This is a genomic window from Kitasatospora azatica KCTC 9699 (assembly GCF_000744785.1).
GTDB classification, from domain to species: domain Bacteria; phylum Actinomycetota; class Actinomycetes; order Streptomycetales; family Streptomycetaceae; genus Kitasatospora; species Kitasatospora azatica.
In genome coordinates, this window is record NZ_JQMO01000003.1 from 1,871,550 (window position 1) to 1,891,495 (window position 19,946).

Below are 19,946 nucleotides of genomic sequence, written 5' to 3' on the forward strand. Positions count from 1 at the left end.
CGACAACCGTATAGGCCGCTGGTCCGGCTGCTGGGCGCCCATTGACGCCCGCCGAAGGCCAGGACTACCTTCGCATCAACAATATGTTGAATGAGCGTGGAGGAGTCCGGATGTCGCAGGTAGAGGTGGATGGCGCTGCCGCCGCAGGTGCAGAGAGCCTGACCTTCTCCCCGTCCGCCCGCGCCGTGGTGGACGCCCTGCTCGGCCCGGTCGACGCCGACCTGGCCGCCCGCTACCCGGGTGACTCCGGTAGCCGGCAGCCGGTCCACACGGTGTACGTGCGCGCCGACGCCTTCGCCGCCGACACGGTGGCCGACTGGGGTCGGCAGGCGCTGCAGGCGCTGGACACCCACGCCGGCACCCCCGCCGAGCTGGCCGAGGCGCTCGGCGTCCCGGCCGACGAGCTGATCGCCGAGGTGCACGCCCGGGTGCGGGCCAAGCTCGAGCGGGAGCCGATCGAGGACCTGCGGATCGACTTCGAGGACGGCTACGGCCCCCGCCCCGACGCGGAGGAGGACGCCGGGGCGGTCCGCGCGGCCCGGCTGGTGGCCGCGGCGGTGGCCGACGGCAGCGCCCCGCCGTACATCGGCATCCGGATCAAGTGCATGGAGGCCGCGGTCCGCGACCGGGGCATCCGGACCCTGGAGCTCTTCCTCGCCACCCTGCTCGAGGGTGGCCGCCCGCTGCCCGCCGGCCTGGTGCTCACGCTGCCCAAGGTGACCTACCCGCAGCAGGTGACCGCGCTGGTCCGGCTGCTGGAGGACTTCGAGCAGCGGGCCGGTCTGCCCCCCAAGCGGATCGGCTTCGAGATCCAGATCGAGACCACCCAGGCGATCCTCGGACCGGACGGCCGGGCGACCGTCGCGCTGATGATCGAGGCCGCCGAGGGCCGGGCCACCGGACTTCACTACGGCACCTTCGACTACAGCGCTTCCTGTGGGGTCAGCGCGGCCTACCAGAGCATGGAGCACCCGGTCGCCGACCACGCAAAGGCCGTGATGCAGGTGGCCGCAGCCGGCACCGGGGTGCGGCTCTCCGACGGTTCGACCAACGTCATCCCGACCGGCTCGACCGAGCAGGTCTTCGCCGCCTGGAACCTGCACCACCGACTGGTCCGCCGCTCGCTGGCCCGCGCCTACTACCAGGGCTGGGACATGCACCCGGCGCACCTGCCCACCCGGTACGCGGCCGTCTACGCGTTCTACCGCGAGGGCCTGGCGGCGGCCGCCGCCCGACTGGCCGCGTACGTGGCCAAGGCCGGCGGAGACGTGATGGACGAGCCGGCCACTGCGAAGGCGCTCAGCGGCTACCTGCTGCGCGGTCTGGACTGCGGGGCGGTCGACCCGGCCGAGGTCACCGAACTCACCGGCCTGGACCGCAAGCAGCTGGAGGTGCTCGCCGGGCGCTGAGTCGCCTCGGCTCCGGGTGGTTAGGGTTGAGCGGACTCGTTCCCCTTCCCTGCCACCCGGAGTGCCGCGCGCCATGACCCAGCCAGCCGCCCGTCCGTACCTGACTCTGCGCGCGGACGGCAGCCACGAGATCGAGGTGAAGCGCTCGCGTTTCATCTGCCATCTCGCCCGGGTCGGTGACGAGGAGGCCGCCCAGGAGTTCATCGCCGGGATCCGCAAGCGGTACTGGGACGCCCGGCACAACTGCACGGCCTTCGTGGTCGGCGCCGAGCACCGGCGGGAGCGGTCCAACGACGACGGCGAGCCGGCCGGGACGGCCGGGGTGCCGATGCTCGAGGTGCTGCGCCGACGGGGCGTCACCGACACCGTCGCGGTGGTGACCCGGTACTTCGGCGGGGTGCTGCTCGGGGCCGGCGGGCTGGTCCGGGCCTACGGCGGCGCGGTCACCGCGGCGCTGGACGAGGTGGGGCTGGTGGAGCGCCGACCGGTGGCGGTGCTGCTGGTGGCGGCCGACCACACCCGGGCCGGACGGTTGGAGAACGAACTGCGCGCGGCCGGGCACGTGGTGCGCGAGCTGCACTACGAGGCGGCCGGCGTGCGGATCGAGGTCGGGGTCCCGGTGGACCGACTGCCCGCCTTCCACGCCTGGCTGGCCGAGGCCACCGGCGGGAGCGCCGGCGCGGAGCAGGTCGGGCTGAGTTTCGTCGAGGCGCCCTGGTCGGACGCACCGTGAGCGGTGCAGTTGACTGGGTGTGGAACCGGAGATCGGACAGCCGACCAAGTCGCATATGCTTTCGGCCAAAGCCCATGGATTCGGCTTCCCGAAGGTCTGACGGTCAGTAGCCTGAGCTGACTGTCGAGTCACAGGAGCAGATCCCGAGATGGCCGTGATCCGAAGCATCACCATCGCGCCCGGCGCGAACACCGGCTGGCACTACCATCCAGCCCTGGTCCAGGCGGTGCTGCTCTCGGGGACGCTGACACGGGTGCTGGAGGACGGCACGGTGGAGATCACCCGGCCGGGGCAGTTCCTGATCGAGTTGCCGGAGCAGGTGCACATCGGCTTCAACTACGGCAGTGAGCCGGTGGTGATCCTGGCGAACTACCAGGTGGCGGACGGTTGCCCGCTCTCGGTGCCGGCCTCGGAACCGGAGCTGGGCGCGGCGGCCCTTATACACCATCGGTCGGTAGCGGCGGTGGATGTCGGCTGACCAACACACGAATGAATTAATACGGCCCGGAGCTGGAACTTCAGCTCCGGGCCGCGGCGTTCTCCCCAGCAAGGAACCAGGTCAGCACCGGCTGACCGAGGCCGACATTCACCCCATCGATGGAGGACCGTCAGACCCCACCAGCGCACCACGGAGGCACCACCCATGAGCACTGACCGTGCCGCGCCGCCCGCGGCCGCCGAATCAGCCCCTCTCCTGCCCCGCCCCGGGCCACCCCCGTCGGGCCATACGACGCCCTACCGGATGACGGTGACCACCCGTCAGTCCCATACCGACGCGGTCGCGCTGGCCGACCAGTGCCTGGCCGCCTGGCTGAAGCACGAGGGCTACGCCGAGCCGCCGCCGCCCGAGCAGGCCCCCTGGCCCGCCGCGTCGAGCGCGCCCGCCGGCCCCGAGCCCCCAGCGCCACCCGAGCCCGACACGCCGCCCCAACCGCCGCTCGCCACCCGGTACCGCCTGGCCGACCGGGTGCTGCTGGACCGCGACACCGGCCCGCTGCCGGCCAGAGCCTCCGGAGCGCCACCCGGCCGCTACACCCGCCGGCGGGTCCGCACCCCCGCGCCGAACGGCACCCACCGCCTCACCCTGACCATCGCCACCGAGCAGGGCGGCCCCAGCTGGATCCGGCTGGAGGCCGAGCACCAGCAGGCCGCGCCCGGTGTCCGCACCCCGGGCCGGGTGCCGGTGCCCGAACTCGTGCACGGCCTGCTGCCGTTGATCGACGCGCTGGACGGCGCGGCCGAGGTCCGTCCACTGCCCCGGATCATCACCGCCGCCGAGGTCGACAGCGTGATCGACGAGCTCTGCGACCCGGCGCGCCGACTGCCGACCGTGGTCGCCAGCGTCCCCGCCGACCTCGATCCGCTCAGCTGGACGGCCCGGCTGCTGCACCCGCTGCTGCGCGATGTCGCCGGGCTCGCCGTCGGATACGTCCTCGACCCCACCGCCCGGGTCGCCTTCAACACCGCCCTCGAGTACCACACCGTCTACGGCGGAGCGGTCCGCACCTACCTGCCCGAGGTGGACCCGGCCTCCCGCCGGGACGCGCTGCGCCACCTGGTGCTGCCCCGGCACCGGATCGAGGGGGAGCCGCGCCGGGCCGCCGCGTTGCTGGCCCGGGAGCCGCGCCGGCTGGCCGATCTGGCCCCGCTGCCCGAAGCCCTGGCCCGGGTACCAGTGCTGCGAGTGCGGCCGCCGGAGCAGCGCTCCGCCCCCGGACCAGCGGCGCTGCCGGCGCCACCCCGAGTGGCCGAGCTCACCGAGCTGGTCGGGGAGCTGACGGAGTCCCAGCAGGTCGGCGCCGACGAGTTGCAGCGGGTCCGCCGCAGCCTGCACCGCTCCTGGCGTCGCGAGCTCCATCTGCGGGCCGAGAACGAGGTGCAGAGCACGGCGCTGCGCCGGGTCAGCGCCCAGCTGCGGATGCTCAACAGTCGGCTCTGTCCGACGGGCGGCGATCCGCTGCTGGCGTCGCGCGGCCCGGCCAGCTTCACCGAACTGCTGGGCCGGATCGAGGAGTTCCCGCTGCTCAGCTTCACCGGGGACGAGAAGGACACCCTCGCGCTGGACTCCCACACGGTCGGTGGCAACTGGGTCAGGCTCACCTGGGACGGCCTGACGGCCCTTCAGGAGTACGCCGCCGTCGCCGTTCACGGGGCCGCCGGCGGGGATTTCAAGCAGTGGTGCGAGCACGCGCCGCCTGGCGGCAGCCACTTCCCGCCGCGCAAGGCGGTGCGGGGCGAGTCACGAACGGTCTGCAGCCACAGCAAGATGCGTCGCGAGCGGATGTTCGCGGTGCCGCCCTCGGTGGACCCGAGCGGCCGCGCCTTCATGGGAGCCCATCTGCGGATCGGCGGCGGCCGCACGGCTCCCCGGCTGCACTACCTGGACGACTGCTCGGGCAGCGGCCGGATCTACGTCGGCTACATCGGCATACATCTCACCAACACCATGACCAACTGAGGGGAGAACGGTGGAGAATGCTCGCAGGGGGTATGCCACCTCCAGTCTTCGGCCGAGGCGCCCGTAGCCGGGCGTGCCTGGCCGGCGCAGCCCGGCCACCCAAGAAGCGCCGGACGAGCACGGGGGAACCGACCGCCGATGCAGGATTCGCCCAAGCGTCAGTCGGCCCTGGACGCGGCCCTCAACCTTCGTACCGGGTTCCTGGCCTCGGTCTTCGGGGGCACCACCGACGGGCCGGGGCAGCTGGGGCCCGAGGAGTTCGGGCCGGCTGGCGGATCCGGCGGCGGGTCCGGCGGCGGATCGGGTGGTGGCGGCGCTGGTGCGTCGGGCGGCTTCAGTGCGCTTGACCTCGGGTCCGAGCCGGCGCCCGACGGTGGGGCTCCGGGTTCCGCCGGTGCGTCAGGTTCCTTCGGTGCGTCAGGTTCGGTCGCTGCCGAGGAGCTCGATCCGGCCGTGGCAGCCCACGGCCGGGCCGCCGAGCTGACGCACCATCGGACCGCCACCGTGCGGGCCGAGCAGCAGCGCCTGGCCGAGCTGCTGGCCCGGCTCGCGCTGCCGGTCAGTGCGATGGACTTCGAGAGCCAGCGCCGCAGTTACGAGCCTCGGCCCTATCTCGCCGGTCCGTCGGTGGAGCAGGCCGAGCGCGAGCCGCAGTGGGCGGACTTCGCACCGGTCCAGCCGGCCGCCCCTGCCGCCCCTGCCGTCCCCGGCGTCCCCGCCGTCCCCGAGCAGGCGGGGGGTCCGGACGGTGCCGCAGTGAGCGGCGCGGTGGAGAGCAGCGCCGTCCTCGGCGCCAGGCGACTGCTGGACTCGGGCTACCAGCGGGAGCTGGCCCAGGCCCGGCTGGCCCACCAGCGCGCGCTGCGCCAGTGGCGGACCGATCGGGTGGCCGCCGCCGACCCGGCCGAGGCGGCTGCCCGGCTGGCGCACGAGCAGACGGAGCAGGCCCGCGCCCGCGCCGTCCAGGAGTACAACGACAGCCTGGAGGAGTGCCGGCGCGCCTACCGGGAGGCCGAGCCGGCCGCCGTCGAGTCGCTGTTGGAGCGGGCACTGGCCGCGGCCGAGGCGGTCACCCCCGAGCTGCCCGCCCCCTGTCGAGCGGTGTTCCGCCCGTTGACCCGCACGGTGGTGCTCGATCTCGACCTGCCCCCGCTCGGCCTGGTCCCCTCCCTGGACGGCTACCGGCTCACCCCCGACGGCGAGATCAGCCCGGTGCCCAGGGCGCCCGCCGACCGGGCTGCCGACTACCTGCGCCTGGTCTCCCGGCTGGCCCTGCGGGCGCTGCAGGCGGCCGACGCGGTGGACACCGATGACATCCTGACCGGCGTGGTGCTCAACGGCTGGCTGCGCGAGCCGGATGTGACCTGCCTGCTCTCGGTCGACGCGGACCGCGACGCGCTGGCCCGCACCCGGCTGGTCACCGAGCCCGAGCCGGTCGACGAAGCGGGCGAGCCGGGCGTCTACGCGGCCGCCGAGCAGGACGAGGCGCTGGTGCGGCTGCGTGACCTGGGCGCCTCGGTGAGCCCCGACCCGTACGGCCGGGTCGCGGTGCGCCCGTACGCCACGGCCGGTGCGGCCGTCCCGGCGGTGGCCGACCTCTCCCCGGGCGAGTTCGCGGTGCTGGTCCGGGAGGTCCTCACCCGGGGTGGCCTGTCCGACTGGAGCGTGCGGTTGCGCGGCCAGGCCGGTCTGGTCGCCACCGGCAGCGGCGCCCCCGACAGTGCGCTGCCCGGGCGCTGGGTGGTCTGCGCCTCCCGTCGCCCCGGTGCGGTCGGTGCCGCCGAGGTGCGCACTCTCGCGGAGGCCGTCCAGGAGGAGTCGGCCGGGCACGGCCTGTGGCTGAGCACCGGCGGCTTCACCGAGGAGGCGCTGGACCTGGCCGACACCGCCGAGTACCGCCAGATCCACCTTGCCGACGGCGACGGATTCCGCGCCATGGCCGAGACCCACCTCGGCCTCCCGCTCACCGTCACCGCCCGATAGCGCTGCTGACCAGGTCACTCGGACGACCGCCTTCAGAGGGCGGTGGCCGGGGTGGCGCAGCAGGCTGGGCGGGACAGGGAGAAGACCTGGCTGGGTGGGAGGAACCGGATGACCGCGATTCTCGTCGCCGCCGGAGCCTTCCTGATGACCCTGATCGGTGGCTTCGTCGCCCACCGGACCGGGGACCGGCGGCACCTGGTGCTCGGGTTCGCCGCGGGGCTGATGCTCGGGGTGGTCGCCTTCGACCTGCTGCCCGAGGCACTCGTCCAGGCACCGCAGGCGCTGCACGGCGTCCCGCAGGCGCTGCTGATGTTCGCGGCCGGGTTCCTGACCATCCACTGCATCGAGCGCTCGGTCGCCATCCACCGCGCGCACGAGGGCGAGTACGCCACCCACACCCATGCCCACGGACACGCGCACCCGCATCACGGCCGCGCCGAGGGCATCGGGTTGACCGCGGCCGCCGCGCTGGTCGGCCACAGCCTGATGGACGGCTTCGCGATCGGTGCCGCCTTCCAGGCCGGCGGCACGGTCGGCACCGTGGTGGCGATCGCGGTGGTCGCGCACGACTTCGCCGACGGGTTCAACACCTACACGGTGACCCGGCTGTACGGGAACAACCGCCGCCGGGCCGTGGGGCTGCTCGCCGCCGACGCGGTGGCCCCGGTCACCGGCGCGGCGATCACCCTGCTGTTCACCATCCCCGAGCACGTCCTCGGCCTCTACCTGGGCTTCTTCTCGGGCTTCCTGCTCTACCTGGCGACCGCGGACATCCTCCCCGAGGCGCACAGCCCGCACCCCTCGCGCTCCACGCTGCTCTGCACACTGCTCGGGGTCGGCTTCATGTGGTTGGTGATCGGATTGGCCAACTAGTCCGTCTGGTGCGTCTGCTGGGCCTGGTCCGTCTGGTTCGTCCGGCCCGCCGCCGCCCGGACCGGCCAGTGCCGCCGCATCGCGTCCAGCGCCGCGGTGATCGCCGGGCGGCGGGAGGCCTGGGACCGCCAGAGGGCGAAGACCCGTCGGCTCGGCTCGGGCACCACCGGGCGGGCCACCACGCCGGCCGGCAGCGGCCCGCGCCCGAGCTGCGGCACCAGGCCGATCCCGAGCCCGGCGGCGATCAGCGCGATCTGCGTCTCGAACTCGCCGACCTGGTAGAGCACGTCCGGCTCCTCGCCGGCCTCGCGCATGGTCCGCACCAGCCAGTCGTGGCAGATGTTGCCGGCCGGCACGCTGGTCCAGCGCTGGCCGAGGAGCCGGGGGACCGGCACCACGGCGAGCTCGGCCAGCGGGTGCTCTGCGCGCAGCAGCAGGTCGACCGGGTCCGAGCCGAGGTTCTGCCGGGAGAGCCCGGCGGGGATCGGCAGCGGCACGGTCGGCCAGTCCTGCACCAGGGCCAGGTCCACCTCACCGCGAGCGACCAGCTCGCTGGCCACATAGGGGTCGGTCTCGATCAGCCGGACCTCCAGCTCCGGGCAGGTCTGCCGCAGTTCGGCCAGCGCGCCCGGCAGCAGCCCGCGCGCGCCGGTGGCGAAGGCGGCGATCTGCAGCCGGCCGACCGCCTGGCCGCGCTGCTCCTCCAGGGTCACCTCGGCCTGCTCGACCAGGGCCAGCAGCTCGCGCGCGGTCCCCGCCAGCTCCTGGGCGGCGTCGGTCAGCACCACGCCGCGCCCCTGACGCTCCAACAGCACGGTGCGGGTCTCCCGCTCCAGTTTGGAGATCTGCTGGGAGACCGCCGAGGAGGTGAAGCCGAGCGAGGCCGCGGCCTTGCCGATCGAGCCGTGCACCGCGACCGCGTGCAGTGCCCGCAGCCGTCCGAGATCCATCATGGTGCGATTATGCGCGACTGGTTAGCAGTACTGAAGAGTTGCCTTCAGTATTCATCGCTGGTGCTGAACGGTTCCGGTCGGCCATGCTCGGTGCATGCCCGCACCGAACACCAACTCCGCTGCCATGAGCCCTCGTCACATCGCCCTGGCCGTCCTGGTCGCCGCCGTCTGGGGCCTGAACTTCGTCCTGATCGACATCGGCCTGAAGAACTTCCCGCCGCTGCTCTTCTGCGCACTGCGGTTCACCGTGGTGGCCGTGCCGGCGATCTTCTTCGTGGGCAGGCCCCGGGTGGCCTGGCGCTGGATCCTGGCGGTCGGTGTGGTCCTCGGCGTGGTCAAGTTCGGCCTGCTCTTCCTCGGCATGCACGCGGGGATGCCGGCCGGCCTCTCCTCGCTGGTGCTGCAGAGCCAGGCCGTCTTCACCGTGCTCTTCGCCGCCGGAATGCTGCGCGAGCGCCCCGCGCCGCAGCGGATCGCCGGGCTGGCGGTCGCCTCGGCGGGCATCCTGCTGGCGGCCGTCGACCACGGCCTGGGCGGACCGGCCAAGGCGTTCGCGCTGGTCATCGCCGCCGCCGTGGCCTGGGGGCTGTCCAATGTGCTGACCCGCAAGGCCGCGCCCCCGGACATGCTGCGCTGGATGGTCTGGGTCAGCGCGGTGCCGCCGCTGCCACTGCTGGCGCTCTCGCTGCTGGTCGAGGGCGGGTCGGCCGACCTGCACGCGCTGGCCTCGATCACTCCGGCGGGCCTGGGCGCGGTGGCCTACGTCGGCCTGCTCTCCACCCTCTTCGGCTTCGCCGCCTGGGGCTTCCTGCTGCGCACCTACGACGCGAGCGCCGTCGCCCCGTACTCGCTGCTGGTCCCGGTCTTCGGGATGTCCTCGGCCTGGCTGCTGCTCGGCGAGGCGATCACCCCGCTGGCCGGCTGCGCGGCCCTGCTGGTGATCGCCGGGATCGCGCTCATCGCTCTGCGGCCGGGGAGCCTGACGCCGCGCCGGAGCCTGACACCCCGGCGGACCCTGACGCTGCGTCGACGGGCCCCGGGCGCCGCGGCGCCCGCCCGTGCACCGCTTCCGCGGCCCTGAGCACCCGCAGCATCACGGCGACATCGTCCGGATCGGCGCCGCTGAAGTACTCCTCGGCCACTTCCTGACGGACCCGGGCGAGCCGCTCCACGGCGGCCCGCCCGGCCGTCGTCAGGACCAGGCCGACGGCCCGTCGGTCCGCCGGGTCGGGCACCCGCTCGACCAGGCCGCCCTGCTCCAGCGCGTCCACCACGGTGGTGGCCGAGCGGGGGGCGATGTTCAGCCGGTCGGCCAGTTCGCTCAGCCGGATCGCCCGGCCGGGGGTCTCGCAGTGGGCCGCGCGGGCCAGCACCTGCAGTGCGCGGCCCTGGCCCGGGGTCAGGCCGTACGGTTCCAGGCGGTGCACGGTGCGGTGGCGGATCCGCTTCATCGCCCGGGTCAGCTCGTCGGCGAGCTCGGCCGCACCCTCGGCGGCGGGTTCGGGGGACGGGCTGGTCATGCGGGGACTCCTCGGCGGATCAGGTGGCCTCAGCGTAGCGGCCCGCGCCGGTACCGAGCCAGCCACATGATGAGTCAAGCTCAGCTTTTCTGCTCGGCTTCCCTGCTCGGCTTCCCTGCGCAGCTTTCCTGCTCAGCTTTCCCGTCGACCCGGCAGCCACCGCGCCAGGCAGAGGAGCAGCAGCCCCGCCAGGCACCACCCGGCCAGCACGTCCAGGAACCAGTGGTAGTCGCACCAGATCAGCCCCCAGCCGACACCCAGTCCGAGTAGTGCGGTCAGTCCGTACAGCAGCCGCCGGCCGGCCGCCGCCAGGGTTCGGCCGACCAACAGCGCGCCGACCCCGTAGCTGACGCAGGCCGTGGTGGTGTGCCCGGACGGGTACCAGCCCCACTCGTGCGGCTGCAACGGCAGGCCGAGCGGTCCCGGGCGGGCGAAGTACGCCTTCGCCGGGACCACCAGCAGCGGGATCAGCAGCGCGGCGAGTGCGGCCACCGGCAGCGGCAGCCACCAACTCGGGCGGCCCGTGCGGCGCGACCGCCAGGCGGCCAGCGCACCCGCGCCGAGCAGCACCGGCACGGCGGGCACGGTACTGCCCAGGTCGGAGAGCGACTGGGCCGCGCCGTCCAGCGCGGTGCCGCCGGCCTGGCGCAGCAGGGCGACCGAGTGGCGGATCCAGCGGTCCAGGCCGAGCAGCGGTCCGTCGGCGGCGACCTGCCAGGAGACCAACGCCAGCAGCAGCACCGGAAGAACCGGCAGCCAGGGAACGCGCAGGAGCCGCCCCGGAGCGGGGGGGAGAGCCCCGGGGCGGCCTGGGTGATCGCCGCTCCGTGCGCCCCGGGGGGTGTGGGCCGGACGGCCGGTCGATCGGTCCTGTGGCAGCGTCGTCGCCGACGCCTGGTTGTCCTCGCGGGTCGGTTGACCGACCGTTGGATGAGGCTCGCTGTCCATCTGTGACGACACTACGTCAGGCCGATTCCCCGTGGGCCGGGCTCCGTGGGGTCCGCACAGCATCTTCACCGGATGCAGGGCAACCTCCACCGCACCCCGAGCGTCGTCGAGCCCGAACGCACCGGTGCGCCCGGCCGCAAACGGCTCGGGCGCACCGATGTGATGCTAGGTCAGGCGTTCTCGAAGGACCGTCAGACGGCCGCGAAGGCGTTCTCGATGATGTCCAGACCCTCGGTGAGCAGGTGCTCCGGGATCACCAGCGGCGGCAGGAAGCGCAGCACGTTGCCGTAGGTGCCGGCGGTCAGCACCACCAGGCCCTCGGCGTGGCAGGCCTTCGCCACGGCGGCGGTGAACTCCGGGTTGGCCTCCTTGGTGCCCGGCTTGACCAGCTCGATCGCGATCATCGCGCCGCGGCCGCGGACCTCGCCGATCACGTCGAACTTCTCCGCCATCGCGTGCAGGCGGCCGAGCATGACCTCGCCGATCCGCTGCGCCTTGGCGTTGAGGTCCAGCTCCTTCATGGTCTCGATCGAGCCCAGCGCGGCGGCGCAGGCCACCGGGTTGCCGCCGTAGGTGCCGCCCAGGCCACCCGCGTGCGCCGCGTCCATGATCTCGGCGCGGCCGGTCACCGCGGCCAGCGGCAGACCGCCGGCGATGCCCTTCGCGGTGGTGATCAGGTCCGGGACGATGCCCTCGTCCTCACAGGCGAACCACTGGCCGGTGCGGCAGAAGCCGGTCTGGATCTCGTCCGCGACGAAGACGATCCCGTTGGCCTTGGCGTACTCCACGATGGCCGGCAGGAAGCCCTTGGCCGGCTCGATGAAACCGCCCTCGCCCTGGATCGGCTCGATGATGATCGCGGCGACGTTGTCCGCGCCGATCTGCTTGTTGATGATGTCGATCGCCTGCGCGGCCGCCTCGGCGGCGCAGTTCTCCGCACCGGTCAGCCAGCGGTACGGGTAGGCCACCGGCACCCGGTAGATCTCCGGGGCGAACGGGCCGAAGCCCTGCTTGTACGGCATGTTCTTCGCCGTCAGGCCCATGGTGAGGTTGGTGCGGCCGTGGTAGCCGTGGTCGAAGACCACCACGGCGGTGCGCTTGGTGTAGGCGCGGGCGATCTTCACCGCGTTCTCCACCGCCTCGGCACCCGAGTTGAACAGCGCGGTGCGCTTCTCGTGGTCGCCAGGAGTGAGCTCGTTGAGCTGCTCGGCGACGGCGACGTAACCCTCGTACGGGGTCACCATGAAACAGGTGTGGGTGAAGGCGGCCAGCTGCTCGGTGGCCTTCGCGACCACGGCGGCGGCGCTGTTGCCGACATTGGTCACGGCGATGCCGGAACCGAAGTCGATCAGGCTGTTGCCGTCCACGTCCTCCAGCACACCGCCGCCGGCGCGCGAGACGTACACGGGCAGGGTGGTACCGACACCCGCGGCCACCGCGCCGAGCTTGCGAGCCTGCAGCTCCTGCGACTTCGGGCCGGGGATCGCGGTGACCAGACGGCGCTCCTGCGGGAGCAGCGGTGCGGCGCTCATGGGGCATCTCCAGGGGGGATCGGCGGTTGAACGGTCTGCCTCGGTCTTCGCAGGCTACGGCCGCCGCCGACACACCGGCATGCGCCAGTGGGGCGTACTGCGCCGTCCGACTTGTCCTGACCGGCCAGCCACCGCCAAACGGCTGCCACCCGTGCCCACTCCACTACATTGAGCCCGGGCGTGTCGCCGACCAGGCGACATGGGTAGGCAGACAGCCGGGCGCGTCGGGGCAAGGGAGCGGGGCCGCAATGGGACTGGACGGCACACAGAGCCGGCAGAAGCGACTCCTGGACCCGGAAAGGCTGCCACACCAGGCGGGAGCGGGAGCGGGAGCGGGGAAGCTGGGGAGCTGGCTCGCGGAGGGGCGTCCGGAGGCTGGGCCGGGGATCTATCGGTACAAGTACCAGGCCCGCAGCCCGCAACCAGAGTCCGCCGAGGTTTCCCCCCGCGCATTGCTCATCCGGGCTGCGCTCAATTTCGTGGTTGCCTGGGTCGTCTTCTGGCCGTTGGCTTCCATCGTGTCCGCGCTTCTGGGGGACCTGCTCGGCCTCAAGGGGATCGCGAACCCGGTCTACGCCCTCTCGGTGATTCTGGCGGAGGACCTCCTTGTCGCGGTGGCGGTCGTCTACTTCTTCGGCCGGATGGGCCGCTGGACGGAGGTGTACCGCCGTTACCTCAGCCCGGCGGCGCGCCGATTGAGCGCAGAGGTCCGCGCCCGCGCCATCACCACCGAAGACGGTGGCCCCGCCGCCCCGTTCGCCGAGGCCGCGCCCCTCCCCGTTGCCGATCCCTGGCAGACGCTGCGTCAGGCCGGGCTCGCGCCTGCGCTGGCGGCTGTGGACGAGGACACGCGGGCGGCTCGGGTGACGGATGTCGACTACGTCCGGATCCACCGCGTCTACCGCGATGTCCTGGCCGACCCGGCGCTCCTGCGGGCCTTCGCGGAGCAGATCGCGGCTCGGGGGGCGGCGGCTTGTGCGCATCCGTCGGAGGCGCGGGATCTGCCGGGGCGGGTGGCGGAGCATGACCTGCTGCTCGGGCAGGTGCGGTTGGGGACGGCGCAGGATGTGCCGAAGAATCCGCCGACGCATCGGGGGGCGGGGTTCGCGATGGATCGGGAGCTGTTGGCGACTTCGCTGCTGGCGGTGGGGCCGGCGGGGACGGGGAAGACGACGCGGCTGGCTCGGCCGGTGGTGGAGGCGCTCTGTCTGCAGGCGCTGGCCCGGACGGCGTGCGTGGTGGTGGTGGGCGCGGCGGAGGCGGAGCTCGGGCCGGACGCGGGGTACGACGTGGTGATCGCGCCGGGGGATCCGGGTTCGCCGTACGGGCTCGACCTCTACGGTGCGGCGGCGGATCCGGACGGTGCGGCGGCCCGGCTGGCGGATGCGCTGCTGCCGGACGAGTTGACCTCCCGGGCGGAGACGGCACGGATCGCGGTGCAGCAGGTGGTGGGGCCGTTCCGGGCGGGCTACGGCCGCTATCCGGGGGTGCGGGAGTTGCGCGCGCTGCTCGGTGGGGAGGAGGCGGCCTGGACGGAGCTGGTGGAGCAGTTGCGGGTCCGGGGGGTGCTGGAGCTGCACGAGGCCGATGTGCAGCACCGGCGCAGCCGGCACGGACGGGTGGACGACCCGGGGGTGCTGCTCGCGGACCGGCTGGCGCTGCTGGACCGGCCGGCTTTCGCGGGTTGCTTCAGCCAGTCCAATCCGGGCCAGGCCGAGGGGAGCGCCGGTTCCGCCGCACCGAACGCCAAGCCGGCCTTCGCGATGCGCGCGCTGGAGCACCCGCTCCGGGTGCGGGTGAAGCTGCCCGAGCGCGGCCACCCGGAGGCGGCCCGGATCCTGTCCCGGCTGGTGGTGGGCCAGTTCCTGCAGGCCGCGGTGGCCCGGTCGGACCGTTCGCTGTTCGCCGGGCTGGTGGTGGACGACGCCTCGGCGGCGCTGGACCCGGCCGCGTTGCAGGGGTTGCGCCGGCTGCGGGGGGCGAACGCGGGGGCGGTGCTGCTGCTGCGCAGCCTGGTGGACCTGCCGGAGGCGCTGCGGGTGCCGGTGTTCGGGGCGGTCGGCTGCCGGATGGCGTTCCCGGGGATCGCGCCCTGGGACGGCAAGCTGTTCTCCGAGGCCTGGGGGACGGTGCTGGTGCGCGAGCGGGCGGTGACGCTGGCGCCGGACACCTCCGGCGGGCTGCTGCGCAAGACGGGCCGGCTGGTGCGCAAGGCGTTGGCGGGGACCACGGCGCAGACCGAGAGCGTGACCACCCGGGAGGTGGAGCGTGAGCGCTGGTCGCCCTCGGACCTGGCGCACGCGCTGCCGGCGGGGCACGCGGTGGTCTCGCTGACCACGGTGGGCGGTGAGCAGGTGCCGCCGCTCCTGGTGGACCTGCGGCCCGGACCTCGGTCCTGACGCGGCGCCGCCCGGACCTGCGGTCCTGACGCGGCGCGGCCCGGACCTGCGGTCCTGACGCGGCGCGGCCCGGACCTGCGGTCCTGACGGAGGGTGGCCGCCGGCTGCCCTTTCGGTTAGCTACGGTCCGGTGGATTTGGCATCACGGCTTGTCCGAAGCGTCCATAATGAAGGCGAACCCTCATCTGTCACTGCTCGGCTGCGACGAGGCGGCCGGGTCGTCCTTCCGAAGGTGCCATGCCCCCCACACTCGCCTCCGTCGTGCGCAACTCCTCGCTCCACCTCACGGTCCTCGCCGGTGCGGACCACCTGGAGCGTCCGGTCCGCTGGGTGCACACCAGCGAGCTGGACGACCCCACGCCGTTCCTGGAGGGCGGCGAGCTGCTGCTCACCACCGGGATCAAGCTGGGCAAGAGCAGCAAGGGCCTGCAGGCCTACGTCCACCGACTGGCCGACGCCGGGGTGGTCGGTCTGGGCCTGGGTGTGGGCCTGTCGCACACCGAGGTGCCGCAGCCGCTGGTGGACGCGGCCGCGCAGCGTGGTCTGCCGCTGCTGCGGGTGCCCGAGCCGACCCCGTTCATCGCGATCAGCAAGGCGGTCTCGGCTGCGCTGGCGGCCGAGCAGTACGAGGCGGTGACCACCAGCTTCGAGGCGCAGGAGGAGCTGACCCGGGCGGCGCTGGGTCAGAACGGCACGGCCGCGGTGGTGCGCCGGCTGGCGGCCCGGCTCGGCGGTTGGGCCGCGCTCTACGACAGTTCCGGCGCGCTCTCGGTGGTGGCCCCGGACTGGGCGGCCCGGCGCGCCGCCCGGTTGGCCTCCGAGGTGGACCGGCTGCGCCGTAGACCGGCCCCGGCCAGCGCCGCCCTGCAGGGCCGGGCCCCCGGCTTCGACACCGCCGACGAGGACTTCGTGGTGGTCCAGTCGCTGGGTGCGGACCGGCGGGCCCGCGGCTTCCTCGCGGTCGGCACCGAGGACCGGATCACCCCGACCGAGCGCTATGTGCTGAACGCCGCGGTCGCACTGCTCACCCTGACCCTGGAGCGTTCGCGCGAACTGCGGTTCGCCGAGGAGCGGATGGGCGCCGCGCTGCTGCGCCTGGTGCTGGCCGGGCAGGTGGCGACGGCCCGTCAGGTCGCCACCGGTCTGTTCGGCGGACTGCCGGAGGGGACCATACGGATCCTGGTGGCCGGCGCCGCGCCCGGTGCGGACCGCGAGGACGGGGATGTCCCGGTGCACGACCTCACCGAGTTGGCCGAGCGGGCCGAGCAGGCCGGCGGGCGGGCCGGCGAGAAGCTGCTGGTGGCCCGCGAGCCGGCGGTCAAGGACGTCAAGGAGGGCGTCCCGCACGCCGAGCGGCTGGTGCTGCTCGCGGTGGACGGCGGCGCGGTGCACCGGGCCTGTCTCGGCGCGGTCGAGGAGCACGAGGGCCTGGCCCTCGGCATCTCGGCCCCGGCGCCGGTGGAGGAGGCCGGTGGCGCCTACGCCCAGGCCGAGCGGGCGCTGGCTGTGGCGCTGCGCGGCGGTCGCCGCTCGGTCGGCCACGAGGAGGTCGGCGCCGGCTCGCTGCTGCCGCTGCTCGGCGAGGATGCGGTGGCGGCCTTCGCCGAGGGCCTGCTGCGGCCGCTGCGCGAGCACGACCGCACCGCCCGTGGCGACCTGGTGGCGAGCCTGCGTGCCTGGCTGTCCCGGCACGGCCAGTGGGACGCCGCCGCCGCCGATCTCGGCGTGCACCGGCACACCTTGCGCTACCGGATGCGCCGGGTCGAGGAGCTGCTCGGCCGCTCGCTGGACGACACCGACGTCCGGATGGAGCTCTGGCTGGCGCTGCGCTCGGGGGAGGAGTAGGCCAGTCTGTAGTCGGGGCCCCGGCCCACCGCGCCACCTTGTCCAATCCGTTTACCGCCCTGGTCCCCCTACCGTTGGCGGAGTACTGAACGTCGATGAGAGGGCCGGTAGCACCGTGACCACGACCCACGCATTCTGGCTCGCCGGCCGTCCGGAGACCGGCGAGAGCAGCCTGGAGGTCCGCCACCCCTGGGACAACAGCCTGGTCGGCACGGTCAGCGTGCCCACCGACGCGCAGGTGGACGAGGCCGTGGACGCCGCCGTCGCCGCGCTGCCGGTCTTCGCGGCGACCCCGGCGCACGTGCGCGCCGCCGCGCTGGACCACGTGGCCCGTCGGCTGACCGAGCGCGCCGAGGAGATCGCCCGGCTGATCACCGCCGAGAACGGCAAGCCGATCAAGTGGGCCCGCGGCGAGGTCGGCCGGGCCGCCTCGGTGTTCCGCTGGGCGGCCGAGGAGGCCCGTCGGACCAACGGCGAGACCATGCGGCTGGACACCGACCCGGGCGGCGTGGGCCGTTTCGCGGTGGTCCGCAGGTTCCCCAAGGGCGTGGTGCTGGGCATCGCGCCGTTCAACTTCCCGCTCAACCTGGTGGCCCACAAGGTCGCTCCGGCGATCGCGGTCGGCGCCCCGATCATCCTCAAGCCGGCCCCGGCCACCCCGCTCTCCGCCCTGCTGCTGGGTGAGCTGCTGGCCGAGACCGAGCTGCCGGCCGGCTCGTGGAGCGTGCTGCCGGTGGCGAACGAGAAGATGCCCGCGCTGGTCCAGGACGACCGCCTGCCGGTGATCTCCTTCACCGGTTCGGACAGGGTCGGCTACCAGATCATGGACTCGGTGCCGCGCAAGCACGTCACCCTGGAGCTCGGCGGCAACGCCGCGGCCGTGGTGCTGGGCGACTGGTCCTCCGAGGCCGACCTCGAGTGGGCCGCCACCCGGATCGCGATGTTCGCCAACTACCAGGGCGGCCAGTCCTGCATCTCGGTGCAGCGGGTGATCGCCGACGCCACCGTCTACGACGCGCTGGTGGAGAAGCTGGTGACCAAGGTGCAGGCCCAGGTCACCGGTGACCCGGCCGCCGACGCCACCGACGTCGGCCCGCTGGTGGACGAGAACGCCGCCAAGCGCGTGCAGGAGTGGGTCGAGGACGCCGTCGCCAAGGGCGCCAAGGTGCTCACCGGCGGCAGCCGGGACGGTGCGAGCTACGCGCCCACCGTGCTGGCCGAGCTGCCCGCCGACGCGATCCTGGCCACCGCCGAGGTCTTCGGCCCGGTGCTGTCGCTGCACAAGGTGGACTCCACCGAGGAGGCCTTCGCGGCGGTCAACGACTCCAAGTTCGGCCTGCAGGCGGGCGTATTCACGCACGACGTGCAGACCGCCTTCCGGGCCCACCGCGAGCTGCAGGTCGGCGGTGTGATCATCGGTGACGCGCCGTCCTACCGCGCCGACCAGATGCCGTACGGCGGCGTCAAGGACTCCGGCGTGGGCCGCGAGGGCGTCAAGTACGCGATGGACGACTTCACCTACGAGCGGGTCCTGGTGCTGACCGGTCTCGACCTCTGACAGGTGCCCCCGGAACCCCCGTCTCCGCACTGCGGAGGCGGGGGTTCCTGCTGTCCGGCAAACGGCCAAGTCCCAAGATTTCGTTACTCGTTGGTCCTCTTGACCCGTTCCGGTCAGCTGGCTACGCTCGCGGCGGCCAGGCACCCCAGCCGGGCCCCACCCCCCACGGATCGGCGCCACCCCACAGGCGCGGCCGCCCCTGGCATGCCCGTCCCACCCTGACGGGCCCCGGCCGCACTGCAGGGCTCCCCATCGACCACCCTCATCGAAGGGCATCACCTTGCTGCGCTCGATCAAGCACACCGCCGGCATCGCCGCCGCGCTGACCGCCGCCGCCCTGCTCGTCGCCGCCCCAGCCGGCGCCCAGGTGCCGGAGGCCGCGACCCACGCGCTGCACACCCGCTCCAACGCCACCACCGCGAGCGGCAACAACCTCGCCTACGGTGGCGGCAACATCGTCACCAGCCCGAAGATCTACATCGTCTACTGGGGTAACCAGTGGGGCACCGGCTCCACCGTCACCAACGACCCGTCGGGCGAGGCCGCGCTCCAGCTCTCCTTCTTCCAGCACGCCTACGGCAGCGGCGACACCTGGTCCAACTCGGTGACCCAGTACTGCCAGGGCGTCGCCGTCGGCACCACCCAGTGCGGCAGCTCCGGCACCCACGTCGGCCACCCGACCGGCAACCCGGTGGCCGGCACCTGGTTGGACAGCTCGGTCAAGGCGCCGAGCAAGCCGGGCCAGACGGCCATCGCCGCCGAGGCGCAGAAGGCCGCCGCGCACTTCGGCGTCTCCGGCGACAACGTCCAGATCATCGTGGACGCCCCGCACGGCGTGGTCCCGCAGGGCTTCAAGACCCAGTACTGCGCCTGGCACGACCACACCACCGTGAACGGCGCCGACCTGCCGTACACCAACATGCCGTACGTGCCGGACGCCGGCGCCGGCTGCGGCGCCAACTTCGTGGCCACCAGCGGCGGCGTGAACGGGGCCACCGAGGGCGTCACCATCGTCGGCGGCCACGAGTACGCCGAGACGGTCACCGACCCGGCACCGTCCAGCGGTTGGGTGGACGGCGGCGGCGCGGAGAACGGCGACAAGTGCGCCTGGGTCTCCAGCGGCCAGGGCGCCTCCGCGATCGTCAGCATGAACGGTGCCGACTTCGCCGTGCAGTCGCTGTGGAGCAACAACTTCAACAGCAACGCCGGCGGTTGCGCGATCTCCTACACCAGCGCCACCAACCAGCACTGACGAACCGTCACAGGTGGCCCGCCGCACCGGCACTCCACGGTGCGGCGGGCCACCGCCGGACGACCGGAAGGCATCCCCGTGCGACTGCGCGTCCTCGCGCCCCTGGCGCTGCTGCTCACCGCCTGCGGCGCCCCGACGGCCCAGCCCCCCGCCGCTGCCTGCCAGTCCCCGGCCGAGGCCGTGCTGCCGCACACCGCGGGCACCCTGGCCGAGACCGACAGCGGCTCCTTCTGCCTGGCGCCCGGCCAGCAGCTCAGCGTCTTCCTGACCGCCACCGGCTCCGCCCACTGGTCCGCGGTCAGCAGCTCCGACCCGCAGGTGCTGGCCCCGGCCAAGGCACCGCTGACCGCGCCGATCGGCGTCACCCCGGCGCTGTTCGGTGCCACCGCCGCCGGCACCGCCCGACTGACCAGCCAGGACGGCACCGGGCACGACTGGGCGGTGACCGTCGTGGTCCGCTGATGCCCCGCCGACTCCCCGCGT

The 19,946-nt window shown here is 73.4% G+C and carries 15 protein-coding genes and 1 pseudogene; 12 read left to right on the forward strand and 4 right to left on the reverse strand.

Annotated elements, in window-relative coordinates; genetic code table 11:
• Positions 1-110 precede the first annotated feature (110 nt).
• The 6 genes from BR98_RS18985 to BR98_RS19010 all read left to right on the forward strand — a co-directional run bounded on the left by BR98_RS18985 (position 111) and on the right by BR98_RS19010 (position 7,456).
• Positions 111-1,409 (forward strand): DUF6986 family protein, encoded by a 1,299-nt coding sequence (locus BR98_RS18985; RefSeq protein WP_051969924.1) that lies wholly within the window; start codon positions 111-113, stop codon positions 1,407-1,409.
• A gap of 73 nt (positions 1,410-1,482) precedes the next feature.
• Complete coding sequence (locus BR98_RS18990) at positions 1,483-2,142, forward strand: YigZ family protein (protein ID WP_035846235.1); 660 nt, start codon at positions 1,483-1,485, stop codon at positions 2,140-2,142.
• 148 nt (positions 2,143-2,290) lie between these two features.
• The gene (locus BR98_RS18995) at positions 2,291-2,620 is read left to right on the forward strand and encodes a cupin domain-containing protein (protein WP_051969925.1); all 330 of its coding nucleotides are present in this window, start codon (positions 2,291-2,293) and stop codon (positions 2,618-2,620) included.
• 270 nt (positions 2,621-2,890) lie between these two features.
• Positions 2,891-4,600, forward strand: a complete 1,710-nt coding sequence (locus BR98_RS19000) for a hypothetical protein (RefSeq protein ID WP_157537839.1) — start codon at positions 2,891-2,893, stop codon at positions 4,598-4,600.
• 138 nt (positions 4,601-4,738) lie between these two features.
• Positions 4,739-6,583 carry a restriction endonuclease gene (locus tag BR98_RS19005; RefSeq protein ID WP_035846237.1) on the forward strand — a complete coding sequence of 615 codons (1,845 nt, stop codon included), beginning with the start codon at positions 4,739-4,741 and terminating at the stop codon, positions 6,581-6,583.
• A gap of 108 nt (positions 6,584-6,691) precedes the next feature.
• Positions 6,692-7,456 (forward strand): ZIP family metal transporter, encoded by a 765-nt coding sequence (locus BR98_RS19010; RefSeq protein ID WP_035846239.1) that lies wholly within the window; start codon positions 6,692-6,694, stop codon positions 7,454-7,456.
• Here the strand turns inward: BR98_RS19010 and BR98_RS19015 are convergent.
• On the reverse strand, positions 7,453-8,409 hold the full coding sequence (locus tag BR98_RS19015) for a LysR family transcriptional regulator (RefSeq protein ID WP_051969927.1): 957 nt from the start codon (positions 8,407-8,409) through the stop codon (positions 7,453-7,455). The genes BR98_RS19010 and BR98_RS19015 overlap by 4 nt on opposite strands.
• A gap of 124 nt (positions 8,410-8,533) precedes the next feature.
• Between BR98_RS19015 and BR98_RS19020 the strand changes: the two genes are divergently transcribed.
• Positions 8,534-9,490, forward strand: coding sequence for an EamA family transporter (locus BR98_RS19020; RefSeq protein ID WP_063774927.1), 957 nt, complete (start codon positions 8,534-8,536; stop codon positions 9,488-9,490).
• A gap of 136 nt (positions 9,491-9,626) precedes the next feature.
• Here BR98_RS19020 and BR98_RS41425 read toward each other — a convergent pair.
• The 3 genes and pseudogenes from BR98_RS41425 to gabT all read right to left on the reverse strand — a co-directional run.
• A pseudogene (locus tag BR98_RS41425) lies at positions 9,627-9,929 on the reverse strand (MarR family winged helix-turn-helix transcriptional regulator); the annotation flags it as partial.
• A 132-nt stretch (positions 9,930-10,061) separates the two neighbouring features.
• Complete coding sequence (locus BR98_RS19025) at positions 10,062-10,670, reverse strand: phosphatase PAP2 family protein (protein ID WP_063774802.1); 609 nt, start codon at positions 10,668-10,670, stop codon at positions 10,062-10,064.
• 398 nt (positions 10,671-11,068) lie between these two features.
• A complete protein-coding gene (gene gabT, locus BR98_RS19030; protein ID WP_035846241.1) occupies positions 11,069-12,409 on the reverse strand; it encodes a 4-aminobutyrate--2-oxoglutarate transaminase in 1,341 nt (446 codons plus the stop codon).
• Positions 12,410-12,927: 518 nt separating this feature from the next.
• Between gabT and BR98_RS19035 the strand changes: the two genes are divergently transcribed.
• The 5 genes from BR98_RS19035 (at position 12,928) to BR98_RS19055 (ending at position 19,925) form a co-directional block, all read left to right on the forward strand.
• Entirely contained in the window at positions 12,928-14,808 is a 1,881-nt protein-coding gene (locus BR98_RS19035) for a type IV secretory system conjugative DNA transfer family protein (protein ID WP_157537841.1), read from the forward strand.
• 237 nt (positions 14,809-15,045) lie between these two features.
• Entirely contained in the window at positions 15,046-16,653 is a 1,608-nt protein-coding gene (locus tag BR98_RS19040) for a PucR family transcriptional regulator (protein WP_035846243.1), read from the forward strand.
• Between the two features lie 115 nt (positions 16,654-16,768).
• Positions 16,769-18,211, forward strand: a complete 1,443-nt coding sequence (locus BR98_RS19045; RefSeq protein ID WP_035846245.1) for an aldehyde dehydrogenase family protein — start codon at positions 16,769-16,771, stop codon at positions 18,209-18,211.
• Positions 18,212-18,491: 280 nt separating this feature from the next.
• Positions 18,492-19,463, forward strand: a complete 972-nt coding sequence (locus BR98_RS19050; RefSeq protein ID WP_051969929.1) for a hypothetical protein — start codon at positions 18,492-18,494, stop codon at positions 19,461-19,463.
• Positions 19,464-19,541: 78 nt separating this feature from the next.
• A complete protein-coding gene (locus BR98_RS19055; RefSeq protein ID WP_035846246.1) occupies positions 19,542-19,925 on the forward strand; it encodes a hypothetical protein in 384 nt (127 codons plus the stop codon).
• Positions 19,926-19,946 lie beyond the last annotated feature (21 nt).